Origin of the sequence: Microbacterium rhizosphaerae, assembly GCF_034120055.1 — a bacterium.
Taxonomy (GTDB): domain Bacteria; phylum Actinomycetota; class Actinomycetes; order Actinomycetales; family Microbacteriaceae; genus Microbacterium; species Microbacterium rhizosphaerae.
Map to the genome: position 1 here is coordinate 3,533,535 of NZ_CP139368.1, position 22,017 is coordinate 3,555,551.

General features: G+C 71.0%; 18 protein-coding genes. 7 read left to right on the forward strand and 11 right to left on the reverse strand.

Annotated features, from left to right (window positions below; all coding sequences use genetic code 11):
• Positions 1–6 precede the first annotated feature (6 nt).
• Positions 7–1,188: an ROK family transcriptional regulator gene (locus tag SM116_RS16020; RefSeq protein WP_320941964.1), complete on the reverse strand. Its 1,182-nt coding sequence runs from the start codon at positions 1,186–1,188 to the stop codon at positions 7–9.
• A gap of 86 nt (positions 1,189–1,274) precedes the next feature.
• Between SM116_RS16020 and xylA the strand changes: the two genes are divergently transcribed.
• Both xylA and xylB read left to right on the forward strand, forming a co-directional pair.
• Positions 1,275–2,468 (forward strand): xylose isomerase, encoded by a 1,194-nt coding sequence (gene xylA, locus SM116_RS16025; RefSeq protein WP_320941965.1) that lies wholly within the window; start codon positions 1,275–1,277, stop codon positions 2,466–2,468.
• A 1-nt stretch (position 2,469) separates the two neighbouring features.
• Complete coding sequence (xylB, locus tag SM116_RS16030; RefSeq protein WP_320941966.1) at positions 2,470–3,864, forward strand: xylulokinase; 1,395 nt, start codon at positions 2,470–2,472, stop codon at positions 3,862–3,864.
• Here the strand turns inward: xylB and SM116_RS16035 are convergent.
• Positions 3,828–4,406 (reverse strand): MarR family winged helix-turn-helix transcriptional regulator, encoded by a 579-nt coding sequence (locus tag SM116_RS16035; RefSeq protein WP_320941967.1) that lies wholly within the window; start codon positions 4,404–4,406, stop codon positions 3,828–3,830. The two genes, xylB and SM116_RS16035, sit on opposite strands and share 37 nt — an antisense overlap.
• A gap of 102 nt (positions 4,407–4,508) precedes the next feature.
• On the opposite strand from SM116_RS16035, the gene SM116_RS16040 reads away from it, so the two are divergent.
• Complete coding sequence (locus SM116_RS16040; RefSeq protein WP_320941968.1) at positions 4,509–5,108, forward strand: NADPH-dependent FMN reductase; 600 nt, start codon at positions 4,509–4,511, stop codon at positions 5,106–5,108.
• A 56-nt stretch (positions 5,109–5,164) separates the two neighbouring features.
• On the opposite strand, the gene SM116_RS16045 is transcribed toward SM116_RS16040, so the two are convergent.
• From SM116_RS16045 to SM116_RS16060, 4 genes are all read right to left on the reverse strand, one after another.
• On the reverse strand, positions 5,165–5,578 hold the full coding sequence (locus tag SM116_RS16045) for a DUF1622 domain-containing protein (protein WP_320941969.1): 414 nt from the start codon (positions 5,576–5,578) through the stop codon (positions 5,165–5,167).
• Positions 5,575–7,677, reverse strand: coding sequence for a heavy metal translocating P-type ATPase (locus SM116_RS16050; RefSeq protein WP_320941970.1), 2,103 nt, complete (start codon positions 7,675–7,677; stop codon positions 5,575–5,577). The genes SM116_RS16045 and SM116_RS16050 overlap by 4 nt, the downstream gene beginning before the upstream one ends.
• A gap of 344 nt (positions 7,678–8,021) precedes the next feature.
• Positions 8,022–8,987, reverse strand: a complete 966-nt coding sequence (locus tag SM116_RS16055) for an acetylxylan esterase (protein ID WP_320941971.1) — start codon at positions 8,985–8,987, stop codon at positions 8,022–8,024.
• Between the two features lie 45 nt (positions 8,988–9,032).
• The gene (locus tag SM116_RS16060) at positions 9,033–10,865 is read right to left on the reverse strand and encodes a DUF2207 family protein (RefSeq protein WP_320941972.1); all 1,833 of its coding nucleotides are present in this window, start codon (positions 10,863–10,865) and stop codon (positions 9,033–9,035) included.
• 37 nt (positions 10,866–10,902) lie between these two features.
• Between SM116_RS16060 and SM116_RS16065 the strand changes: the two genes are divergently transcribed.
• Entirely contained in the window at positions 10,903–11,343 is a 441-nt protein-coding gene (locus SM116_RS16065) for a MarR family winged helix-turn-helix transcriptional regulator (protein WP_320941973.1), read from the forward strand.
• Between the two features lie 13 nt (positions 11,344–11,356).
• On the opposite strand, the gene SM116_RS16070 is transcribed toward SM116_RS16065, so the two are convergent.
• The 5 genes from SM116_RS16070 to SM116_RS16090 all read right to left on the reverse strand — a co-directional run bounded on the left by SM116_RS16070 (position 11,357) and on the right by SM116_RS16090 (position 18,546).
• Positions 11,357–13,186 (reverse strand): ATP-binding cassette domain-containing protein, encoded by a 1,830-nt coding sequence (locus SM116_RS16070; protein WP_320941974.1) that lies wholly within the window; start codon positions 13,184–13,186, stop codon positions 11,357–11,359.
• Positions 13,183–14,352, reverse strand: coding sequence for an ABC transporter permease (locus tag SM116_RS16075; protein ID WP_320941975.1), 1,170 nt, complete (start codon positions 14,350–14,352; stop codon positions 13,183–13,185). Before SM116_RS16075 ends, SM116_RS16070 begins: the two co-directional genes overlap by 4 nt.
• A 41-nt stretch (positions 14,353–14,393) precedes the next feature.
• On the reverse strand, positions 14,394–15,002 hold the full coding sequence (locus tag SM116_RS16080; protein WP_320941976.1) for a TetR/AcrR family transcriptional regulator: 609 nt from the start codon (positions 15,000–15,002) through the stop codon (positions 14,394–14,396).
• Positions 15,003–15,040: 38 nt separating this feature from the next.
• A complete protein-coding gene (locus SM116_RS16085; RefSeq protein WP_320941977.1) occupies positions 15,041–16,885 on the reverse strand; it encodes a peroxidase family protein in 1,845 nt (614 codons plus the stop codon).
• Between the two features lie 164 nt (positions 16,886–17,049).
• Positions 17,050–18,546 (reverse strand): L-serine ammonia-lyase, iron-sulfur-dependent, subunit alpha, encoded by a 1,497-nt coding sequence (locus tag SM116_RS16090; RefSeq protein ID WP_320941978.1) that lies wholly within the window; start codon positions 18,544–18,546, stop codon positions 17,050–17,052.
• Between the two features lie 153 nt (positions 18,547–18,699).
• Here SM116_RS16090 and SM116_RS16095 point away from each other — a divergent pair, with 153 nt between their 5' ends.
• Genes SM116_RS16095 through SM116_RS16105 form a run of 3 tightly spaced genes read left to right on the forward strand, consistent with a single transcriptional unit; the run spans position 18,700 to position 21,994 of the window.
• Positions 18,700–19,992: an efflux RND transporter periplasmic adaptor subunit gene (locus SM116_RS16095; protein ID WP_320941979.1), complete on the forward strand. Its 1,293-nt coding sequence runs from the start codon at positions 18,700–18,702 to the stop codon at positions 19,990–19,992.
• Positions 19,989–20,771, forward strand: coding sequence for an ABC transporter ATP-binding protein (locus SM116_RS16100; protein WP_320941980.1), 783 nt, complete (start codon positions 19,989–19,991; stop codon positions 20,769–20,771). Before SM116_RS16095 ends, SM116_RS16100 begins: the two co-directional genes overlap by 4 nt.
• Positions 20,768–21,994: an ABC transporter permease gene (locus tag SM116_RS16105; protein ID WP_320941981.1), complete on the forward strand. Its 1,227-nt coding sequence runs from the start codon at positions 20,768–20,770 to the stop codon at positions 21,992–21,994. Before SM116_RS16100 ends, SM116_RS16105 begins: the two co-directional genes overlap by 4 nt.
• Positions 21,995–22,017 lie beyond the last annotated feature (23 nt).

Consider the following 22,017-nt stretch of genomic DNA (forward strand, 5'->3'; position numbering starts at 1 on the left):
GCCGGCTCACGACATCCATCGCGCCGCCGTCTGCAGCGGAAAGCGCAGCAGATCGCGGTAGGCGAGCTCGGCCGCGCCGACGAGCAGCCGGTCGACGCCGAGCATCGCGGGACGGATCTCGAGGTCCTCGCCGTTCGCCGGCATGGACTGGGCGCGCACCTGTTCGAGCAGGTCGCCGGGAGCCTCGGTGGCCAGCGTCGAGAGGAATCCGCCGAGCACGACGACGGACGGGTTGAGCACGTTGACGGCGTTCCCGAGCGCGTGGGCGAGGATACGCGACTGCCGCGCCAGCTCGGCCGCGACGGCGGGATCGTCGGAGGCGGCGATCGCCGCAGCCAGAGCGGGCTCGTCGACATGGGAGATGCCGAGCATCGCGAGGACGCGGTCGCGATTGACCTCGTCCTCGAGCACGCCGCCGGGAGCGCGGCGGTCGTCGTGCTCGCCCATGCCGGGGCGGTTCTGGCCGAACTCGCCCGCGTATCCCGCGGCGCCGGAGACCGGCATCCCGTGCACGATCAGTCCGCCGCCGATACCGCTCGCGCTGTCGAGGTACACCACGTCGTCGACGCCGCGGGCGGCGCCGTAGAGGTGCTCGGCGAGGGCGCCGAGACTCGCGTCGTTGCCGACATGGGCCGCCAGTCCGCTCGCTGCGGCGACGAGGTCGCGCAGCGGCGCGTCCCGCCAGCCGAGGTGCGGCGCCTGGCGTACGAGACCGTCCGCGGCCCGCACGAGTCCAGGCACCGCGATGCCGACCCCGACGATCCGGTGCCCGACGAGCTCGTCGGAGGCCCAGCTGCGCACCCGCTCGCCGATGAGGTCGGCGGTCGCCTGCGGGCTGAGCGGGCCGTCCACGGCGATGCGCTCGCGCACGGCGACGGTCTGGTCGAGCCGGATCGCGCCGAGGGTGATCGCATCCACCTCCGTGTTCGCCGCGATCGCGACGACCGTGGGGTTCACGGAGGCCATCGGCGAGGGGCGACCGACGCGCTTGGTGGGCTCGGGCGCGCTCTCGTCCACGAGCCCGAGGTCGAGCAGCTCTGCCACGAGGCTCGCCGTCGTCGAGCGGTTCAGACCGGTGCGCTCGGTGAGCGCGGCGCGCGATTGCGGACCGTCGAGGTGCACGATCTGCAGCACCCGGCCGAGGTTCGCCTCGCGCGCACCCAGCGCCGCATCCATCGTCCCCGTCATCCCCTCACTGTATCGAGATGCTGTACGACCGCACCATATATGTTGTATGCTTCAACAAATACTATTCGACGAGGAACAGGAAGACCATGCCCATCCCCATGCCCACACGCGACGACAAGTTCTCCTTCGGCCTCTGGACCATCGGCTACAACGGCGCCGACCCCTTCGGCGGCCCGACCCGCCCGCCGCTCGACGTCGTGCACGCGGTCGAGAAGCTCTCCGAGCTCGGCGCATACGGACTCACCTTCCACGACGACGACCTCTTCGCATTCGGATCGACGGATGCCGAGCGCCAGACGCAGATCGACCGGCTCAAGGGTGCGCTCGCCGACACCGGCCTCATCGTGCCGATGGTGACCACGAACCTCTTCTCCCCGCCGGTGTTCAAGGACGGCGGCTTCACCTCCAACGACCGTCAGGTGCGCCGCTTCGCGCTGCGCAAGGTCCTGCGCAACCTCGACCTCGCCGCCGAGCTCGGCGCCAAGACCTTCGTCATGTGGGGCGGCCGCGAGGGCGCAGAGTACGACGCGGCCAAGGACATCCGCGCCGCGCTCGAGCGCTACCGCGAGGCCGTGAACCTCCTCGGCCAGTACGTGACCGACAAGGGCTACGACATCCGCTTCGCGATCGAGCCGAAGCCGAACGAGCCCCGCGGCGACATCCTGCTGCCGACCGTGGGTCACGCCCTCGCCTTCATCGACTCGCTCGAGCGTCCCGAGCTGGTCGGACTGAACCCCGAGGTCGGCCACGAGCAGATGGCCGGTCTGAACTTCGCCGCCGGCATCGCCCAGGCGCTGTACCACGACAAGCTCTTCCACATCGACCTCAACGGACAGCGCGGCATCAAGTACGACCAGGACCTCGTGTTCGGCCACGGCGACCTGCACAACGCGTTCGCGCTCGTCGACCTGCTCGAGAACGGCGGCCCGGACGGCGGCCAGGCCTACACCGGCCCGCGCCACTTCGACTACAAGCCGTCGCGCACCGAGGACGAGAGCGGCGTGTGGGACTCCGCCGCCGCGAACATGCGGATGTACCTGCTGCTGAAGGAGCGCGCACAGGCCTTCCGCGCCGACCCTGAGGTGCAGGAGGCGCTCGCGGCCTCCCGCGTCGCGGAGCTGCGCACGACGACGCTCGCCGAGGGCGAGTCGTACGACGACCTGCTCGCCGACCGCTCGGCGTTCGAGAACTTCGACCCGAGCCAGTACTTCGGCGGCAAGGGCTTCGGATTCGTGCGCCTGCAGCAGCTCGCGAGCGAGCACCTCATGGGCGCTCGCTGACATGCCCGCACGGACGTTGGTGGCGGGCGTCGATTCCTCGACGCAGTCCTGCAAGGTCGTGATCGTCGACGTCGCCACCGGCGCCACCGTGCGCACGGGGCGCGCGGCGCACCCGGAGGGCACCGAGGTCGATCCCGAAGCGTGGTGGGTCGCCCTCCAGGCCGCGATCACGGATGCGGGCGGTCTCGCCGATGTCGCCGCGATCTCGATCGCGGGCCAGCAGCACGGCATGGTCGCGCTGGACGCGCAGGGAGCGGTCATCCGTCCCGCCCTGCTCTGGAACGACACCCGTTCGGCGGAGGCCGCGGCCGACCTCGTGACGGAGGTCGGCGCTGCGGAGTACGCGGAGCGGACGGGTGTCGTCCCCGTCGCGTCGTTCACTGCGACGAAGCTGCGGTGGCTGCGCGATGCGGAACCCGAGAACGCCGCGCGCGTGGCCGCCGTCGCGCTGCCGCACGACTGGCTGACGTGGCGGCTGCGCGGATTCGGCCCATCACGACCGGACTTCTCCGAGCTCATCACGGACCGGTCGGATGCCTCGGGCACGGCGTATTGGGGCGACGAAGGATACGACCGCGACCTGCTCGTCCGGGCGCTCGGACACGACGTCGTCCTGCCCCGCGTGCTCGGACCCGCCGAGAGCGTGCGGGCGGGCGAACTCGTCGTGGGCGCGGGCGCAGGCGACAACGCGGCCGGGGCTCTCGGTCTCGACGCTGCACCCGGCGATGTCGTCGTCTCGCTGGGCACCTCCGGCACGGTCTTCGCCGTGACGGATGCGCCCGTGGCCGACCCGACGGGCACGGTCGCCGGCTTCGCGGATGCCGCCGGCGGCTTCCTCCCGCTCATCGCGACCCTGAACGCCGCCCGGGTGCTCGACGCGATCGCGGCTCTGCTCGGCGTGACCCACGACGAGCTCGGCGACCTCGCGCTCGAGGCTCCGGCAGGCTCGGGCGGCGTGGTGCTCGTGCCGTGGTTCGAGGGCGAGCGCACGCCGAATCTCCCCGACGCCCGCGCATCCGTCTCGGGGCTGTCGCTCGCCACGGCGACGCGGCCGCACCTGGCCCGGGCCGCGATCGAGGGGATGCTGTGCTCCCTCGCGCTGGGCCTGGAGGCGATACGCGACCTGGGCGTTGACGCGCAGCGCATCCGGCTCATCGGCGGTGCCGCGCGCAATGCCGCCGTCGCGCGCATCGCTGCGCAGGTGTTCGACATCCCGGTGACCGTGCCGCAGCCGGGCGAGTACGTCGCCATGGGCGCCGCGCGCCAGGCGGCGTGGGCGCTGACGGGCACGCGTCCCGCGTGGGACGTCGAGGTCGAGGCCTCCCCGGCCGTCGACACCCGGCCCGAGATCCTCGCGGGCTATCGGATCGCGGCGGAGAGGGCGGCTTCGGCCTGATCGCTCCGGGGCGGGACCGCATCGGCGGTCTCGCCCTGAGCGTGCGCGGCCTCGGACTCCGCTTCGGCTTCGGCGCACGCAGACTCGCACTGCGCGCTCGCCGCGGCCAGGACCTTCGCCGAGATCTCGCCGAGTGCGCGCTGCTCGCGCTCGTCGAGGACGTCGAAGAAGATCTCGCGCATGGCCGTGAGGCGCTCGGGGAGCGCCGCGGCGACAGTCGCACGCCCGGCCTCGGTGAGCTCCACCCACGTGCCGCGCATGTCCGCACTGCACTCGCGGCGCGCGATGAGTCCGCGCGACTCCATGCGGCGGAGCTGATGCGAGAGCCGGCTCTTCTCCCAGCCGATGGATGCGGCCAGCTCACCGGCGCGCAGCGCCTGATCGTCGGCCTCGAGAAGCGCCGAGAGCACGTCGAAGTCCGGGCCGGACACGGATGCGCCGTTGAGCCGCGCCTCGACGGCGGCCTCCAGCATCCGGTGCATCGTCGTGAACGCGCGCCACACGGACCATTCGGTCTCGCTCACCGCCGGGCATTCATCCATGGATTCGATTCTCCCACGGGTTGGGTGACACGTCAATTTATGCGTTAGCATAAGTTGACGCGTCATCAACAGACGCGCGTCTCCCCAGAGATTGGACTCCCCGTGACTGACCTCACCATCGGCATCATCGTCGGCAGCACCCGCCCCGGCCGCGTCGGACATCTCGTCGGCGACTGGGTCAAGGCGAACGCATCGGCGCCCGGCGTGACCTTCGAGCTCGTCGACCTGCACGACTACAAGCTGCCGCTGCTCGAGGAGTCCTTCCCCTCCCCCGCCGGCTCGTTCGCGGGCGCCGAGGCCAACCGCTGGGCGCACAAGGTCGACGAGTTCGACGGCTACATCTTCGTCGTCGGCGAGTACAACCACTCGCTGCCCGCCGCCATCAAGAACGCCCTCGACTACGTGAAGTTCGAGTGGGCGAACAAGTCGGCCGGCATCGTGAGCTACGGCTCGATGGGCGGCGCCCGCTCGGCCGAGCACCTGCGCCAGATCTTCGGCGAGCTGCAGGTCGCCGACGTGCGCCAGCAGGTCATGTTCTCGCTGTTCACGGACTTCGCCGGCTTCGGGACGGCTGAGGTCGCGTTCACCCCGGCCCACATGAAGGTCTCCGAGCTCGACACGCTCGTCGAGCAGGTCGTGTCGTGGGCCGGCGCGCTGCGCTCGGTGCGCGAGCTCGCGACCGAGGAGCAGGCCGCAGCCTGACCCATCGCCATCGCGAAGCCCCGGCCGCCTCGGCCGGGGCTTCGTCGCGTCCGGCGTCAGGCCTGCCGGTTCGCGCCCGGCCGGACCGCATCCCGGATGCCGGACGCCATCACCTGGCCGCCGCTCGTGAGCAAGGCCCGCCGCCACGGCAGGATGCCGTCGATCTCGATCTGGATGGAGATCGAGAGGATCGTCCGGATCAGAACGATGATGCCGAGGATCAGCGCCTCCTCGAGGGTGGGCTCGCGCAGCGTGCGGATGAGGTCGGCCGCGACGAGCACCTCGAGGGCGAGCAGGATGGCGCCGCCGAGCGTCGAGCGAACGGTCCGGAAGGTGCTCACGGCACCCTCACGACGGATGACCGACCGGATGCTGAGAGCCAGCGCGAGGATGAACCCGACGACCAGCACCGCCGCACCCGCGATCTCGAACACGATCGCGAGGGAGTCGAAGAGGTGCTCGATGCTCATGACGCCGATCGTAGGGCGTGTCCGGGGCGAAGGTCGAGGCGGCGCAGCAGCTGCGCGTTGAGCGCCACGACGATCGTGGACAGCGACATGAGGATCGCGCCGACGGACATCGGCAGCACGAACCCGATCGGCGCGAGGACGCCCGCGGCGAGCGGCACCGCGATCAGGTTGTACCCGCCCGCCCACCACAGGTTCTGGGTCATCTTGCGATAGCTGGCGTGGGACAGCTCGATGACGGAGACCACCGAACGCGGATCGGAGCTCGCGAGGATGACGTCCGCCGATGCGATCGCCACGTCGGTGCCGGCGCCGATCGCGAGACCGACGTCGGCCTGCGCGAGCGCCGGCGCGTCGTTCACCCCGTCGCCCACCATCGCGACCCGGCGACCGGAACGCTGGAGCTCGGCGACCCTCCCCGCCTTGTCCTCGGGTCGCACCCCCGCGAACACCCTGTCGATGCCGAGATCGGCGGCGACGGTCCGGGCGACCGCCTCGGCGTCTCCCGTCATCATCACGACGTGGATGCCGCGCGCGTGGAGCGCGTCGACGGCCTCGCGGGATTCGGGGCGCACCTCGTCGGCGAGCGCCAGGGCTCCGACGATCAGCCCGTCGCGCACGACGTGCAGGACGATGGCACCCTCGCGGCGCCACCGGGTCACGGCATCCGAATCGGGCCGGGCGGCCCCCTCGATGTCGTCCCGCAGCCGCGGGCCGCCGACCCTGACGTCGTGGCCGTCGACGACGGCGCGCACACCGACCGCGGGCGACGACGCGAACCCGGTCGCCGGTCGGATCGGGATGCCGCGCTGCGCAGCCGCGCGCACGACGGCCTTGCCGAGCGGATGTTCGCTGTCCGCCTCCGCCGCCGCGGCCAGGGCGAGCAGCTCGTCGTCGGTCGTGAGGGATTCGACGCCGATGACCGAAGGCTCGCCCTTGGTGAGCGTGCCCGTCTTGTCGAAGATCACGGTGTCGACGATCCGCATGGCCTCCAGCGCCGAGCGCTCGGTGACGAGGATGCCGCCGCGGGCGGCGCGCTCGGTCGCGATCGAGACGACGAGCGGGATCGCGAGACCCAATGCGTGCGGGCAGGCGATCACGAGCACGGTGATCGTGCGCACGACGGCGTCGTCGGGAAGGCCGATCAGGGTCCAGACGACGGCCGTGACGAGCGCGGCGCCGAGCGCGAACCAGAAGAGCCACGCCGCGGCGCGATCCGCGAGCAGCTGCGCGCGGGACGTCGAGTTCTGCGCCTGTTCGACGAGTCGCCGGATGCCGGCCAGCGTCGTGTCGTCGCCGGTCGCGGTCACCTCCACCCGCAGCCCGGAGTCGGTGGCCACGGTGCCGGCGGTGACCGGATCGCCGACCGTCCGGTCCACGGCGCGGGACTCGCCCGTGATCATGGACTCGTCCATCGCCGCGCTCCCGTCGACGATGCGCCCGTCGGCCGGGACGCCGCCACCGGGACGCACGAGCACGACGTCTCCGACCATCAGATCCGAGGGGCTCACGGTCTCGATGCCGTCCGGGGTGACACGTTCGGCCTCGTCGGGCAGCAGAGCAGCCAGCGAGTCGAGCGCGGACATGGTCTGGACGAGCGCGCGCATCTCGAGCCAGTGCCCCAAGAGCATGACGACGATCAGGAGCGCCAGCTCCCACCAGAACTCGAGCTCGTGATCGAGGACGCCCACAGTCGCGCCCCATGATGCGACGAAGGCGACGGTGATCGCGAGACCGACGAGGAGCATCATGCCGGGCTTGCGCGACCTCAGCTCTGCGACCGCCCCGCTGAGGAACGGCCACCCGCCCCAGAAATACATGACGGTTCCGAGCACGGGCGCGATCCACGCCGCCCAGGACGGGACGTCGTAGCCGACGATCATGGCGAACATCGTCGATGTCGCGACGACAGGGACGGCGAGGACGAGGTTGATCCAGAACAGCCTTCGGAACCTCAGGGCGTGGCCGGCGCCGTGCCCCGCGTGCCCCGCGTGACCACCGTGATCGGCAGGGCTTGCGGCGCCGGAGTGGTCCGAGTGATCGGCGTGCGGCCTCCCGTGGGCGGGGTGATCGGCGTGATCGGTGCCGTGGTGATCTGTCATCTCGCCGTCCTTCGTGTCGCGGTCTCCACACCTTCAATCAAGATACCCCAGGGGGGTATTCCCGGAGGGAGGCCATCACGTCCCGTCTCCCGCCTCAGACCCGTGCCCCCGCTCGGGCGACGGAGCACGAGCTATGAGTCGCATAAGAATCACGAAAAGATAACGCCAACCCCTTCCCCCTCGTTACCGTTCCGTTATAGAGTGTGAACACGGTAGTTGTTTTGCTGTGGCAGCTGCCGACATGTGATTGCAGGACACTCTTGGTGCAAGGGACAAGGGCCGATCGGGAGCCTCTCCGATCGGCCCTTTCTCCTGCGCCAGCCCGTGGCGAGGAGCGCTGAGCACTAGACGCGAGCGCGCAGGAACGCCGCCTGCTCGAGCCACTGGTAGGCCTGGCCGCCCTCGTGGTCGTTGAACGGGTACACCGAGATCTCGCGCGGGGCCGCGTACCGGTTGAACGCCGCGTAGACCGTGGAGGGCGGGCAGGTCTGATCCATCAACGCGACCGAGAACAGCGCCGGTGTCGTGGCGCGCCGGGCGAAGTTCGCGCCGTCGAAGTACGAGAGCGTGTCGAAGATCCGGCTCTCCGCGCCCCGGTGCACGGAGAGATAGCGGACGATCTCCTCATACGGGAAGTGGTCGGTGAGACCCACGGCTCGCTCGAAGTGGCAGAGGAAGGGGACGTCCGGCATGACCGCGACGAGCCCCTCGCAGAGGGCGCCGGCCGCCAGCGTGATCCCGCCGCCCTGGCTGCCGCCGGTGACCGCGACGCGAGAGGGGTCGACCTGCGACATGGTGCGGACGGCATCCACCGCGCGGGCCGCATCCGTGAACACACGCCGGTAGTAGTAGTCGGCGGGGTCCTCGATGCCGCGCGTCATGAAGCCCGGCGTAGACGGGCCGGTGCCGTGCGGATCGGGTGTGTGGCCGCCCATCCCCCAGCCCGCACCCTGCCCGCGTGTGTCCATCAGGAAATACGCGAACCCGGCCGCGGGCCACTGCAGGCGCTCGGTGGGAAGGCCCCGGCCGCCGCCGTATCCGATGAACTCGACGACGGCGGGCAGCGGCTCGCTCGCTCCCGCCGGAACGACGAACCATCCCTTGACGGGATCGCCGCCGAAGCCGGGGAAGGTGACATCGAAGACGTCGAACGCGGTGAGCGGCGTCTCCACGCGTTCGGCGACGACCTCGCCCCCCATCGCACGGGCTTCGGCCAGCGTCGCCCGCCAGAAGTCGTCGAAGTCGGCGGGCTCGCGCACGTCCGGACGGTAGGACTCGAGTTCGGGAAGGGTCATCTCCAGCCACGGCATGCATCCCACGCTATCGGGGCCGCGAGGTGCGAGAGGACATCGCGGCTACACCCCGCCCCCGCCTCCGCCACCGCCGCCACCGCCGGCGCCGCCTCCGCCGCCGGAGCCGCCCGACGTCGACGATGAGGACGCCGCGGCCGCCGACAGCGTGCCGACCTGAGAAGAGAAGGTCGACGCGTCGAAGCCGTTCACGCCGACGTACCAGTACGGGCCGGCGACACCCGTGGCGGCGTAGAGCACGACGAGCTGCTTCGCCCACTCCTTCTCCTGGCCGAAGATCACCGCGAAGGGCAGGAGCTTCTCGTAGAGCTTCAGCATCTGTCCCGGGTCGTTCACGTCGATCTGCCTGCGCTCCGCGCCGCGCGGGGACTGCAGCATCCGGATGCGGTCGGCCTCCGCCCATTCGATGAAGACACGGAGGCCTTCCAGGTGGTCGCGGGCCTCCGCTCCGGCGGCAGACAGCGGCCGGCGGGAGAGCAGGCCCGCCGTCACGAAGGCCGCCACGACCGACACGATGATCACCGGGATGACCCAGATCGCCGCCACGCCCGCCCCGATCGCCGCGATCCCCGCGACGATGACGAGGGCGGCGAGGAGCCAGGCGAGAAGGATCGGCACGGCGCGCACGCGGCGCGGCACCTGCCGCCGCAGGCCGCGCGTGCTCAGCTGCGCCGACGCCCAGGACGACACCTTGCGGGCCGCGGCCGCGAAGGCGCTGTTCTGCTTGCCGAAGAGGAACACCGTGTCGGAGCCGAACATGCCGTCCAGCAGCATCTGCCCGTCCACATCGGCGCGCGCCCGATCGACGAGCTCCGCCTGCAGCCGCGTGCGCCCCAGGATCCCGTGCTCGACCTCGACGATCCGGATGCTGCCCGCCACCGCCTGCTCGAGCACCTCGGCGGGGACGACCTTCGACGTCCGGGTGAGCAGGGCCGCGCTCAGCGCGGCGTCGAAGCCCGCGGGCGGCTCGTACTCCGCGATGATCGTCGGGCGTCCGGGGTCGTCGCGCAGCCGCCGGATGCGGACCACGATGGCCGCGACGAGCATCCCGATCGCACCCACGAGTCCCACGAGCTGGATCCAGCCCCACGGCGACGCGAAGGGCGAGTTGTCGAAGAGCACGAACGTGCCCTTCGCGAAGCCGACGGCGATCGTGAGCGTCTCGTGCGGCGGCACGTTCGTGATCGCGGCGTCGGCGGTCGCACCGCCCGACGTCGTCGTCACCGTGATGTCGCACTGCTGCGTCGACCCCTGCGGTCCGTGGTAGCAGGCCTGCCGGCCGGTGAGCGCCGCGGCGAGCGACGCATCCATCGTCAGCGTCGTGCTGACGCGACCGAATGTCTGGGGCCAGTCGACGCCGTTCACGTCCCAGTAGAACTCGTCTGCTCCGGTGTCCGCGAAAGTCCACGTGACGTTGCGCAGCGTGTACGTGAAGACGTACGTCTGCTGCCCGTGCACGAACTGCGCAGAGCGCGAGGTCATGGTGAACGTGCCGTCGCTGCTGTCCGTCTCGGACTCGCGGGGATGACCCTGCCCGTCGGTGATCGACACGAGCTTCGGGAAGAGCGGCTGGCCGTTGTACGAATCGGGGATGCTGCGCCGCATCCCGTGGTTCTGATCCGTCCGCGGGAAGTCCGCGACGAAGGTCTCGACCACGGTCAACGTGCTGGTCCCGTCCCTGGCGCGTCCGAGCGTGTACCGCGCGTCCATGCTCGCGAACGAGAAGTCGTCGACGCCCGCGACGACGACACCGGCCGGAACGGCCGTCCGGGCGGTCGCGGGAGCCGAGAGGAAGACGACGGATGCCGCCACCCCCACGACGATCGCGAGCCACCGCATCGCGCCTCGACCCCGGGGAAACCGCTGCATCCGCTGCATGGATCCATGGTAGAGAGGGCGCCGCTACAGTGAGTCCATGACCGACCGTCGCCTCGCCGTCGACGCGTGGGAGAGCCTCTTCCGCGCGCAGCACGAGGTGTTCGAGGAGATCTCGGCGGACTTCGAGGGCACCGAGCTGTCGCAGGGCGAGTACGACGTGCTCCTGACGGTCATGCGCTCCCCCGGCACGACGGCGCGCCTTCGCACGGTCACCGCCAACATGCTGATCAGCCAGCCGAGCGTGTCGCGGCTGGTCGAGCGGATGGTCGCGCGGGGCCTTCTCACGAAGTGCCCCGATCCCGAGGACGGCCGTGGCGCCCTCGTGACGGCGACGGAGGAGGCGGCCGACCGCTTCACCGCCCTCGCGGCGCGGCACGGGGTCACGATCGCCGCCCGGATGTCGCGGCTCGACGACGCCGAGCTCGCCGAGCTCCAGCGCCTGACGGCGAAGCTGCGCGTCCCCCGCGACGAGCGCTGACGCGCGCCGGCGTTCAGAGAACGGCCGGGGCGCGCGAGTCGCTGTCGAGCAGCACGACCGTCTCCTCGAGCGTCGCCGGCACCGGCTGCACCTCGGCCGGGATGCCCCGGAGCGCCTCGTCCACCCGCCGGCGCAGGGAGGCGGCATCCTCGCTCCCCGCGACGCGGATGTCGCGCCCGCTCAGCATGATGGGCAGCTCGGACCGGTCCAGCACGGCGAAGGCCGCCTGCCAGTCGGCGCTGCGGACGAGCACCGCCGTGGCGGCACCGACGAGATCGGACACCGAGCCCCGCGCCGCGACCCGTCCGTTCGCGAGCAGCACGAGCCGGCTGCACTGCTCGGCCTCCTGCAGATAGTGGGTCGTGACGATGACCGCGCGGCCGGCGTCGGCCTGCGCGTGGATCGCGTCCCACAAGCGGGCGCGGCCGATGGGGTCGACGCCCGAGGTGGGCTCGTCGAGCACCAGCAGCTCCGGGCCGTGGCTGAGCGCGAGCGCGAACGCCAGCTGCCGCTGCCGGCCGAGCCCGATGTCGGAGACGACGCTCGAGCGCACCTCGCGCAGCGCGGGCGGGAGCTGCGGCTCGGGCACCCCGTACACCCGCGAGAGGAAGGCGGCGTTCTCCTTCACGCTGAGCGTCGTGTAGAGGCCGAGCCCCTGCGGCATGTAGCCGAGCCGCCCGCGCGACCCGCTGTTCGGCGTCTGTCCGAACAGCGAGACCTCGCCCTCGTCGCCGCGCTCGAGGCCGAGCATGATGCGCAGCAGCGTCGTCTTGCCGGCGCCGTTGGCGCCGATGAGCCCCACGATCTCGCCCGGGTGCACATCGAGGCTCACATCGTCGACAGCCGTCAGGTGCCCGTACCGCTTGACGACGTCGCGCGCGGTTGCCGTCGCCCCGCCGCCTCGGCGCGACTCGCCGGCGGATGCGACCTCGTGCCGCCCGCCCCGCGAGTTCTCGGAATGCGTCGCCCGCCATGCGGCTCTGGTCCCCGGGGCCGGCTCGGTGGGCGCGGTCTGCACGTCTCCGGCCGCGAGCGACAGCGCGATGAGAGCGTCCTCGAAGTCAGGCGGATCGAGGACCGCCGCGCCGTCGGCATCCACCCCCGGCGGTATCCAGACGTGCCGCTCCGTCCCCCGCCGCCAGGCCCGCCCCGCCATCGCTGCGGCCGGCGGTGCGGACGGGGCGAGCACTCCGACCGACCCCGGCACCGCCGCGACGATGTCGCCGGGCGTGCCGGATGCCAGCATGCGCCCGCCCTGGAGGGCCAGGACGGATACCGCCCGCTGCGCCTCGTCGAGGTACGTGGTCGACATGACGACGGTGGTCCCCTCGCGAGCGGTGGCGGAGATGAGCCGCCAGAGCTCGAGCCGGCTCACCGGGTCGACGCCCGTGCTCGGCTCGTCGAGCAGCACGAGGTCGGGCTCGTGCAGGATCGCGAGCACGAACCCGAGCTTCTGGCGCGTCCCTCCGGAGAGCTGGTTGCCCAGCTTGCGGCGCGCATCCCCGAGCCCCGCGCGTTCGAGCAGAAGCGACGACCGGGACCGCATCGCAGGCTCCGACATCCCGTACGACCGGCCCACGAATGCGACGTTCTCGTCCACGGTCATCATCGGCCAGACACCCGAGGTCGCGTGCTGATAGCCCAGACGAGCGCGGTTCAGCGTGCGCACCTCGCCGGCGTCCGCGCGCACGCGGTTCGCAAGCACCCGCAGGAGCGTCGTCTTACCCGCGCCGTCTCCGCCGACGACCGCGGTCACCTCACCGGGATGCGCCGCGAGCGTGACATCCGACAGGGCCTGCACCTCACCGAAGCGGACGGCGACGCGCTCGACGCCGACGATCACGCCGTCACCTTCTCGGCGGACTGCTCGGGGGCCGTGTCGGCGACCTTCTTGGCGTGCACCGGAGAGATGCTACGGCTCAACCGCACGACGGCGAGTCCGAAGATCACGATCGCCATGACCGCGAGGATCACCACCGGGAACCACAGCGAGTCCCATCCCGCGCCGCGGATCATGACGCCCTGCGAGACCATCGTGAACCACGTCAGCGGCAGAAGGTAGCCGATCCACCGGACGCCGGCCGCCATCGCCGACAGCGGGAAGATCATGCCGGACAACAGGATCTGCGGAAGCAGGATCAGGAAGGCGAGCTGGATCGCCTGACCCGTCGTCTGCGAGACGGACGAGATCAGCACCCCGAGCCCGAGCACGACGAACAGGAAGAGTCCGGCGCCGACCGCGAAGATCCAGGGGCTGCCGTTGAACGGCACACCGAACAGCAGCAGGCCGAGCGTCGTGATGAGCGCCATGTCGAAGCACGCGAGCAGGAAGTAGGGCGTGATCTTGCCGAGGACGACCGAGCCCGCCCGCAACGGCATGACCGCCAGCTGCTCGAACGTCCCCGCCTCGCGTTCACGCACGAGGCCGATCGACGTGATGATCGTGCCGATGAACGTCAGGATCAGGCCGATGATCGCGGGGATCATGACCCACGAGGTCTTCAGATCGGGGTTGAAGAGGACACTCACCGTGATCTTCGGGACCGGCACGACGGTGCCCGGCGGGGCGGATGCCTGCGCCTGCGCCGCCTGCACGGCCAGCTGCTGCTGCACCTCGGCGAAGATCGTCTTCGCGGCCTGAGCGGCGAAGAGGTTCGAGCCGTCGATGTAGACGTCGGCGGTCAGGGGTGCGGACGCACCGGGCCCCGACACGGCGTAGATCGCCACATCCGCCTTGTCGTCGCGCAGCTCCGTCGTCGCATCGTCCTTCGTGCCGCTCGGGTCGGTCACGACGACCGTGAGGTGGTCCTTGAGCTGCGCGTTGTCGTCGATGAGCTTCGTGACGTCCTGCGCGCCCGATCCGTAGACGGCCACGCTCAGGTTGTCGACGGTGAAGTTCGCCGCGTAGCCGAAGATGATCAGCAGCAGCAGCGGCATCACGATCAGCAGCGCGAGCGTGCGCCGGTCACGGCGCAGTTCCTGGAACTCCTTGAGCATGATCGCGCGCATGGCAGCCTCCGGCTCAATAATTCACCGTGCGATGAATTGGTTCAAGGGGACGGCGCATCCAGATATCGCTGCACGCTCGGCGCGACCCACGCGACGAGCTCGTCGACGGATGCATCGGCCAGCGGCGCGAGCCGCAGGACGTACCGTGCAAGGAGGAGCCCGGCGACCTGCGTCGCGATGAGGCCGGAGCGCAGCTCGGCATCCGGCGTCCCGATGTCGGCCGCGATCCTGCCCAGCAGCTCGCGGGAGAGGAAGCCGGCCAGCAGCGGGGTGGCGAGCTTGTTGCCGATGGCCGTGCGCATCACGAGGATGCCGCGGCGCCGCGCCTCGGGCTGCTCCCAGACGTCCAGGACGTACCGCACGATGGCCTCGCCGACCTGCTCGCGCGGACCGGCGAGGATCTCGGGGATCTTGAGGTCAGGACGCATCGGAGCTCCGACGATCTCGCCGAAGAGGTCCGCCTTCGTGCCGAAGTAGTGGTGGAGGAGCGCCGCATCCACGCCCGCCCGGCCGGCGATGCCGCGCATCGTGGCACCGTCGTACCCGAGCTCGGAGAACTCCGCCGTCGCGGCGGTGACGATGCGCTGCCGGGCGTCCGATCTCCCCCGGGGCCGGCCCCGGCGCCTCGCCGGCGCCGCGTGTTCGGACATGCGTTCAGGCTAGCCGTGCGCTCCGCGACCCGCGACCGCTATGAGGGCGAACTCGCGCGCTTCCAGATGCCGAACGCGTTCGGCAGACCGTCCACGTAGGGCGCGAGCTCGGGGCAGTGGCGCGTGAGGACCGTCCCCATCGAGGCATCCCGGACCCACTGCATCCCCTCCGGCGTGTACACGTCGTCGGTGAAGGCCTCCGTGAAGAACCGATCGCTGTTCAGGCGCCGCGAGGCCATCAGCACGAAGATGCGGAAGGCCGTGTCGCTGAAGGCGAAGCCCTCGGGCAGGTCCTCGGCCATGACGCCCGGGATGAGGTCGAGGTCCTCGAGCTTGCCGTCGTAGACCTCGGCCAGCTCCGCCGCCCACTCCTTGTTGCTCGTGACCTCGTCGAAGGTCTTCGGCACGGTGAGGTGCAGCAGCCGTCGGAACTCGCAGTAGCGCGGAACGCCGAGCTCGCGGCAGCGCGTGATGTCGAGCGCCGCCATGTCCATGATCTTGCCGTCCGGGCGCGTGTACTGCTGCAGCCCGCGGGGGAAGTTGTGCAGCGTCACGAGCCCGGGGTTCATCGTCCCGAACGTGTAGAGCAGGTCGCCCAGCGAGACGTTCTGCAGGATCGGCACGGCGTGCGGCCCGGTGAGCTCTGTGAACTGCTTCGCGCCGAGCGTCGGCGCGTCGTCCTTCGCCGCGCGGAAGTCGTAGTCGTCCGGCACGAGCGGGTGCATCCGGTACACCGCGACGAACTCCTCGGTCAGCGCGTACGGCACGCCGTAGTCCTCCGTGCGAGTGCCGGGGATGCCGCGCAGCGCCTCGTTCTTGGAGAACGTCGCGACGAAGTCGTGCAGCTTCTCGCCGGCCAGGCCGTACCAGTTGACGTGCAGGGCCTCGGCGGCGGTGGGGTGCGCCGTCACCGCCGGCGTCCACTCGACCGTGTGGATCTTCGCGATCACCGCACACGTGACGAGTCGCGCCTTCTGGAACAGCGTCTCGTCGTCGAATTCCGGATGCGCCGCGGCCAGGTGATCGGCGACGGCGTTGTGCTCATGCGTGAACAGCGCCTGCATCATGCCGAGTCCGAGCCAGAAGCCGGGCGTGCGGGTGGGGTCCTTGTCCGGGTCGTCGGGCACCGGCGGCAGGCCGTTCACCAGCCGCAGGCGGCCTCCGCTCCCCTCGCGCAGGAACATCTGCGCGGCGCGGTCGTTGCCGTAGATCGAGGAGCCGTCCCACCAGTGCGTGTTGGTGTTGATGAAGGTGCGCGGACCCGTGGCGTCGGGCGGTGAGGTCGGGTCGTCGGGCACGCGCATCACCTGCACGGGCGGGGTCGGCCACGTGTCGCCCTCGACCGGCGGCATGACCCACGGACGGTCCGTCGGGCTCGTGCCGTGCCGGAACCAGTCGTGGATCATGAACTGCAGCCACGACGCGATGATCGCGTTCCCGGCGGTCGCGGCGTCGAGCTTGTCACGCGTCATGAGCTTGAGGCTGACCACGCGCGGGTTGGGGATCAGCATCCGCTCGTCGTCGCGCATGGTGTTCTCGAGCGGCACGTTGCGGCCGAAGCGCGTGTTCGCCATGCCCATCTCGGGGTGTTCGAGGTCGTTCCAGCTGCCGTCCGGCGTGCGCTCGGTGAGGAAACGCTCTTCGAACGGCGGGGCGGTCGTCGGATTCACCGCGGGCAGGCGGCTCGTGTCGTAGAGGTTCTGCTGGCGAAGCGTGTCGCGGATGCCGATCAGCTGCGCGAGGCCCAGCGCCTTCGGCAGCTCATACCACGGCTTCTCGCGCGACCAGTCATCGGTGACGTGGTCGTACCAGCGCTGGAACGCACCGGGCTTGTCCGGCTCGTCCGCGGTGCTCTCGTACTCGGCGACGCGTTCGTCGGTCACGCCCGTGCCGACAGGCGAGGCCGGCTCCGCTGGCGCGGGGGGCGGGGCTGACGCTGAATCGAGGGTGGGGCTGGCGGCTCCGGCGACCGGCGCGCTCTCATCCTGGGGTTCCATGGTGCGCTCCTCTCACGACGAGGAGCAGGATCAGCGCCCCCTGATACGGCTTAGCACTCGATGACGTTCACGGCCAGACCGCCCTCGCTCGTCTCCTTGTACTTGTGCGACATGTCGATGCCGGTCTGCCGCATCGTCTCGACCACGGTGTCGAGCGACACGTAGTGCGATCCGTCGCCGCGCAGCGCCAGTCGGGCCGCGGTGACGGCGGTCGAGGCGGCGATGGCGTTGCGCTCGATGCAGGGGATCTGCACGAGGCCGCCGACCGGATCGCACGTGAGGCCGAGGTGGTGCTCCATGGCGATCTCGGCGGCGTTCTCGATCTGACGGTTCGTGCCGCCCATGACGGCGGTGAGGCCACCGGCCGCCATGGCGCACGCCGAGCCGACCTCGGCCTGACAGCCGCCCTCGGCACCCGAGATGGATGCGTTGGCCTTGAACAGCGAGCCCAGCGCGGTGGCCGTGAGCAGATAGCGACGGATGCCGCGGCGGCGGTTGGCCTCGGCGAGCTGCGCCGGGTCCTCGATCGCACCGTCCGCCGCGAGGGAGGCGTGCGCGCCGAAGCCGAGGAGGGCCGAGCCGACGAGCTCTCCGTACGGAGTGACGGCGTTCTCGGCACCGAGCCCCGCGTCGGCGAGGAAGCGCCACCAGTACATCGCGACCGCGGGGACGATGCCCGCCGCGCCGTTGGTGGGTGCCGTGACGACGCGTCCGCCCGACGCGTTCTCCTCGTTGACCGCGAGCGCGAAGGCGCCCAGCCACTCCCCCGGCAGCTCGCGATGCCGATGCGCCTCGATCGAGTCCAGCTGCTCCCGGATGGATCCGGCCCGGCGCTTGACCTTGAGCATGCCGGGCAGCACCCCGTCGGCGTGGAGCCCGGCGTCGACGCATGCCGACATCGCATCCCAGATCGCATCGAGCCCTGCGGCGACCTCCGCCTCGGAGCGCTGCGACTCCTCGTTGCGACGCGCGACCTCGGCGATGGTCCAGCCGTTCAGATCGCACAGCTCGAGCAGCTCCTCGGAGCTGCCGTAGTCGAACGGATAGACGTGGGCGTCGAGCTGGGGCGGCTCGCCGTCGCGGCGGATGAACCCGCCGCCGATGGAGTAGTACGTCTCCTCGGCGACCGTCGCACCGTCGCCGTCGTACGCCTTCAGTGTCATGGCGTTCGGATGACCGGGCAGTCGCGTCCGCGGAGCGAAGACGACGTCGGCCTTCGAGAACGGCACGGCGTGGGTGCCGTCGAGCATCAGCTCGCGACCGTCGGGCCACTCGGTCCACACGGACCGCACCGCCTCCGGATCGACGGTCTCGGGCCGCAGCCCCAGAAGACCCGCCACGACCGCGTCGGGGGTGCCGTGGCCGAGTCCGGTCGCGCCGAGCGAGCCGAACAGGTCGCACGTCACGCGGCAGACGCGGTCGATCACACCCCCGGATCGCAGCCGGGCGGCGAAGTCGACGGCCGCGCGCATCGGGCCGACTGTATGGGAGCTCGAGGGTCCTACACCGATGGAGAACAGCTCGAACGCCGAGACGTAAGCGCTCACCCACCAAGGCTACCCGGGGCCGGCCGACCGGGCGCTGCGCGCATACGGCTGAACCCTGTGCGAGTCATAGGGAATCCTTGGCAAGCGCTGAAGGTGCTGACCGGAAGGCCGCTTAGTTTCCTCAGTGGAACTTCTTTGCCCGAAAGGTCCCCGATGACGAGTCCCGACTCTCCGCCGCAGCCGTCTCCCGGCAGACGCCCCTGGTGGCGCCGGCCGATCACGATCGCGAGCGCGGTCGTGGTCGTGCTCCTCGTGGCCGGCGGTGTCACCGCGTTCGCGATCCTGCGCCCGTCCGCTGCGGCGGGGGCGGCCCGCACGTACACCGTGACCACGGGCACGGTCGAGCAGACGGTGAGCGCGACGGGGACCCTGGAGCCGGCGAATCAGGCGAATCTCTCCTTCGCGTCGAGCGGCACGGTGCAGACCGTCGACGTCAAGGTCGGCGACACGGTCGCCGCGGGGCAGACGCTCGCCACCATCGACCCGGCCACCCTGCAGGCGGACGTCGATCTGGCGCAGGCCACGCTCGCGCAGGCGCAGGCGCAGGTCTCCGCGGCCTCGGGCTCGACCGCCGTCGCCGCCGCCGACGCGCAGCTCGCGTCCGCGCAGGCGAAGCTCACCCTCGCGCAGTCGGCGCTGACAGGGGCGACCATGACCTCGCCCATCGCGGGGATCGTCGCATCCGTCAACCTGACGCCGGGCACGACCGAGAGCGGCTCGAGCGGATCGAGCTCGACCGGATCGACGGGTTCCACCGGGTCGGCGGGCGGCTCCGCGCGCGGCGGCACCGGCTCGACGGGCGGCGCGGGCTCCACGGGATCCGCCGGCTCGACGGGCTCGAACAGCGCGCAGATCACCGTCATCTCGCCGACGGCGTGGGTCGTCGACGCCTCGGTCGGCAGCAGCGACCTCCCGTCTCTGAAGCCCGGGCTGCAGGCGCAGATCACGCCCACCGGCGCCCGGCAGACGCTCTTCGGCACCGTGCAGACGATCGGCATCGTCGCGACCTCGTCGGGCACCGGAGCGGCGACCTTCCCCGTGACAATCGCCGTGACGGGGGCGCAGAGCGGGCTGTACTCGGGCACGACGGCATCCGTCTCCATCGTCGTGAAGCAGCTCGACAACGTGCTCGCCGTGCCGACTCTCGCGCTGAGCTCCGCGAACGGCAGGACGACGGTCACGGTCCGCAGGAACGGCAAGGACTCCAGCGTCCCGGTGACCGTCGGCGCCGTCTACGGCGCCGAGACGCAGATCACCTCGGGCCTGCACTCGGGCGACGTCATCGTGCTGCCGAGCTTCATCGGCACCGGAACGACGGGCACCACCGGCACGACCGGCCGCGGCTTCGGCGGCGGCGGGTTCGGAGGCGGAGGAGGATTCGGCGGAGGGGGATTCGGCGGGGGCGGCCAGGGCGGCGGCGGCGCCCGCACCGGAGGCAAAGGATGAGCAGCGACCCGTTCAGCAGTCTCCGCATCCCCGAACAGCCCGGGGCCGAGCCGGCCGACGGCGACCGGACGGATGCCGGTCAGACCGACACCGATCACCCCATCATCGAGCTCAGCGGCGTGCGCAAGACCTACCTCGCGGGACAGTTGGCGGTCGACGCGCTGCGCGGCATCGACCTCCGCGTCGACGTCGGGGACTACATCGCGGTCATGGGTCCGTCGGGCTCGGGGAAGTCGACCCTGATGCACATCCTGGGCTGCCTCGACGTGCCGACCTCCGGGGTCTACCTGTTGTCCGGCGAGAACGTCGGAGCGCTCGGCGAGGCGCGACTGGCGCAGATCCGCAACCGCCGGATCGGGTTCGTGTTCCAGCAGTTCAACCTGCTGGCGTCGATGACCGCGCTGCGCAACGTCGAACTGCCGCTCGTCTACGCCGGCGTCGGCCGCGAAGACCGGCGTGCCCGCGCGGCCGCGGCGCTCGAGAGCGTCGGGCTCGGCAACCGCCTCGACCACCGCCCCGGCGAGCTGTCCGGCGGCCAGCAGCAGCGCGTCTCCGTCGCGCGCGCGCTCGTGACCGAACCGAGCCTGCTCCTGGCCGACGAGCCGACCGGAAACCTCGACTCCGCCTCCACGGACGACATCCTCAGCCTGTTCGACGACCTGCACCGGCAGGGCCGGACGATCGTCGTCATCACGCACGAGCACGACGTCGCGGCGCGCGCCGCACGCACGATGCTCATCCGCGACGGCGAGCTCACTGCGGCGGAGGTGGCCGCATGAACTTCGGCGAGACCGTCCGCACGGCGCTCGACGCCATCCGCAGCCGTCGGCTGCGCTCCGCGCTGACCGTGCTCGGCATCCTGATCGGCATCGCAGCGGTCATGCTGACCGTCGGCCTCGGACAGGGCGCGCAGCAGAAGGTGACGGAGCAGATCAACTCGCTCGGCTCCAATCTGCTCGTCGTGACGCCGGGCAGCACGACCAGCACGACGGGCGTGCGCGGAGGCTTCGGCTCGGCGTCGTCGCTGACCTCCGCCGACGCGTCGCTCCTCGCCGACGCGAAGGTCGCACCCGACATCGCGGCTGTCGCGCCGGTCTCGACGGGCCAGCAGGAAGTCGACGCCGGGGCGCAGAACTGGACGACATCGGTCGTGGGCACGACCCCGGCGTGGGAGCAGGTGCGGGCCAGGACCACGAGCCAAGGGCGCTTCTTCAGCACGCAGGAGCTCGACTCCGCGGCCCGCGTCGCAGTCATCGGGTCGACGACCGCGAGCGAGCTGTTCGGCGTCCGCAACCCCGTCGGTCAGACGGTCACGGTCGCTGGCGTGCCCTTCACGATCATCGGGATGCTGAACACGGCCGGCTCCACGATCGGCGGCGACCAGGACGACCAGCTCGTCGTCCCCGCCACCACGTGGGCCGCCGCGTTCTCATCGTCCGGCGGCGCGTCCGTCTCGTCGATCTATCTGCAAGCGGCCAGCCAGGACACGCTGTCGGCGGCCTACCAAGAGGCGTCGAACGCCCTGATGACCAGCCACGGGCAGTCGGCGGCGACGGCGGACTTCACCGTCAACAGCCAGGCGTCGCTCGTGCAGACCGCGACGGCGACGACGTCCATCCTGACGGTCCTCCTCGCCGGCATCGCCGCGATCTCCCTGCTCGTCGGCGGCATCGGCGTCATGAACATCATGCTGGTGTCGGTCACCGAGCGCGTGCGCGAGATCGGCCTGCGCAAGGCGCTCGGCGCGACGCCCCGGGCGATCCAGCGGCAGTTCCTCGTCGAGGCCAGCATGCTCGGGCTGGTGGGCGGCGTGATGGGCGTGCTCGTCGGCGTCGTCTTCGCGCTCATCCTCACACCCGTGATCGGCTTCCCGGTCGCGATCTCGATCCCCGCGGCGCTCGGCGCGCTCGTCGTGTCGCTCGGCATCGGCGTCGTCGCCGGCGTCTACCCCGCGCGGCGGGCCGCCAGGCTCGCCCCCATCGACGCGCTGCGCAGCGAGTGACTGCGCTGCGATGACCTCCCAGG

Coding starts and splice junctions, on each gene's coding strand:
- SM116_RS16035 (WP_320941967.1), bottom strand. CDS start 4,406: ATGGATGAATGCCCGGCGGTGAGCGAGACCGAATGGTCCGTGTGGCGC.
- SM116_RS16075 (WP_320941975.1), bottom strand. CDS start 14,352: ATGCGCGCGATCATGCTCAAGGAGTTCCAGGAACTGCGCCGTGACCGG.
- SM116_RS16095 (WP_320941979.1), top strand. CDS start 18,700: ATGACGAGTCCCGACTCTCCGCCGCAGCCGTCTCCCGGCAGACGCCCC.
- SM116_RS16065 (WP_320941973.1), top strand. CDS start 10,903: ATGACCGACCGTCGCCTCGCCGTCGACGCGTGGGAGAGCCTCTTCCGC.
- SM116_RS16045 (WP_320941969.1), bottom strand. CDS start 5,578: ATGAGCATCGAGCACCTCTTCGACTCCCTCGCGATCGTGTTCGAGATC.
- SM116_RS16020 (WP_320941964.1), bottom strand. CDS start 1,188: ATGACGGGGACGATGGATGCGGCGCTGGGTGCGCGCGAGGCGAACCTC.
- SM116_RS16055 (WP_320941971.1), bottom strand. CDS start 8,987: ATGCCGTGGCTGGAGATGACCCTTCCCGAACTCGAGTCCTACCGTCCG.
- SM116_RS16105 (WP_320941981.1), top strand. CDS start 20,768: ATGAACTTCGGCGAGACCGTCCGCACGGCGCTCGACGCCATCCGCAGC.
- SM116_RS16060 (WP_320941972.1), bottom strand. CDS start 10,865: ATGCAGCGGATGCAGCGGTTTCCCCGGGGTCGAGGCGCGATGCGGTGG.
- SM116_RS16050 (WP_320941970.1), bottom strand. CDS start 7,677: ATGACAGATCACCACGGCACCGATCACGCCGATCACCCCGCCCACGGG.
- xylA (WP_320941965.1), top strand. CDS start 1,275: ATGCCCATCCCCATGCCCACACGCGACGACAAGTTCTCCTTCGGCCTC.
- SM116_RS16100 (WP_320941980.1), top strand. CDS start 19,989: ATGAGCAGCGACCCGTTCAGCAGTCTCCGCATCCCCGAACAGCCCGGG.
- xylB (WP_320941966.1), top strand. CDS start 2,470: ATGCCCGCACGGACGTTGGTGGCGGGCGTCGATTCCTCGACGCAGTCC.
- SM116_RS16080 (WP_320941976.1), bottom strand. CDS start 15,002: ATGTCCGAACACGCGGCGCCGGCGAGGCGCCGGGGCCGGCCCCGGGGG.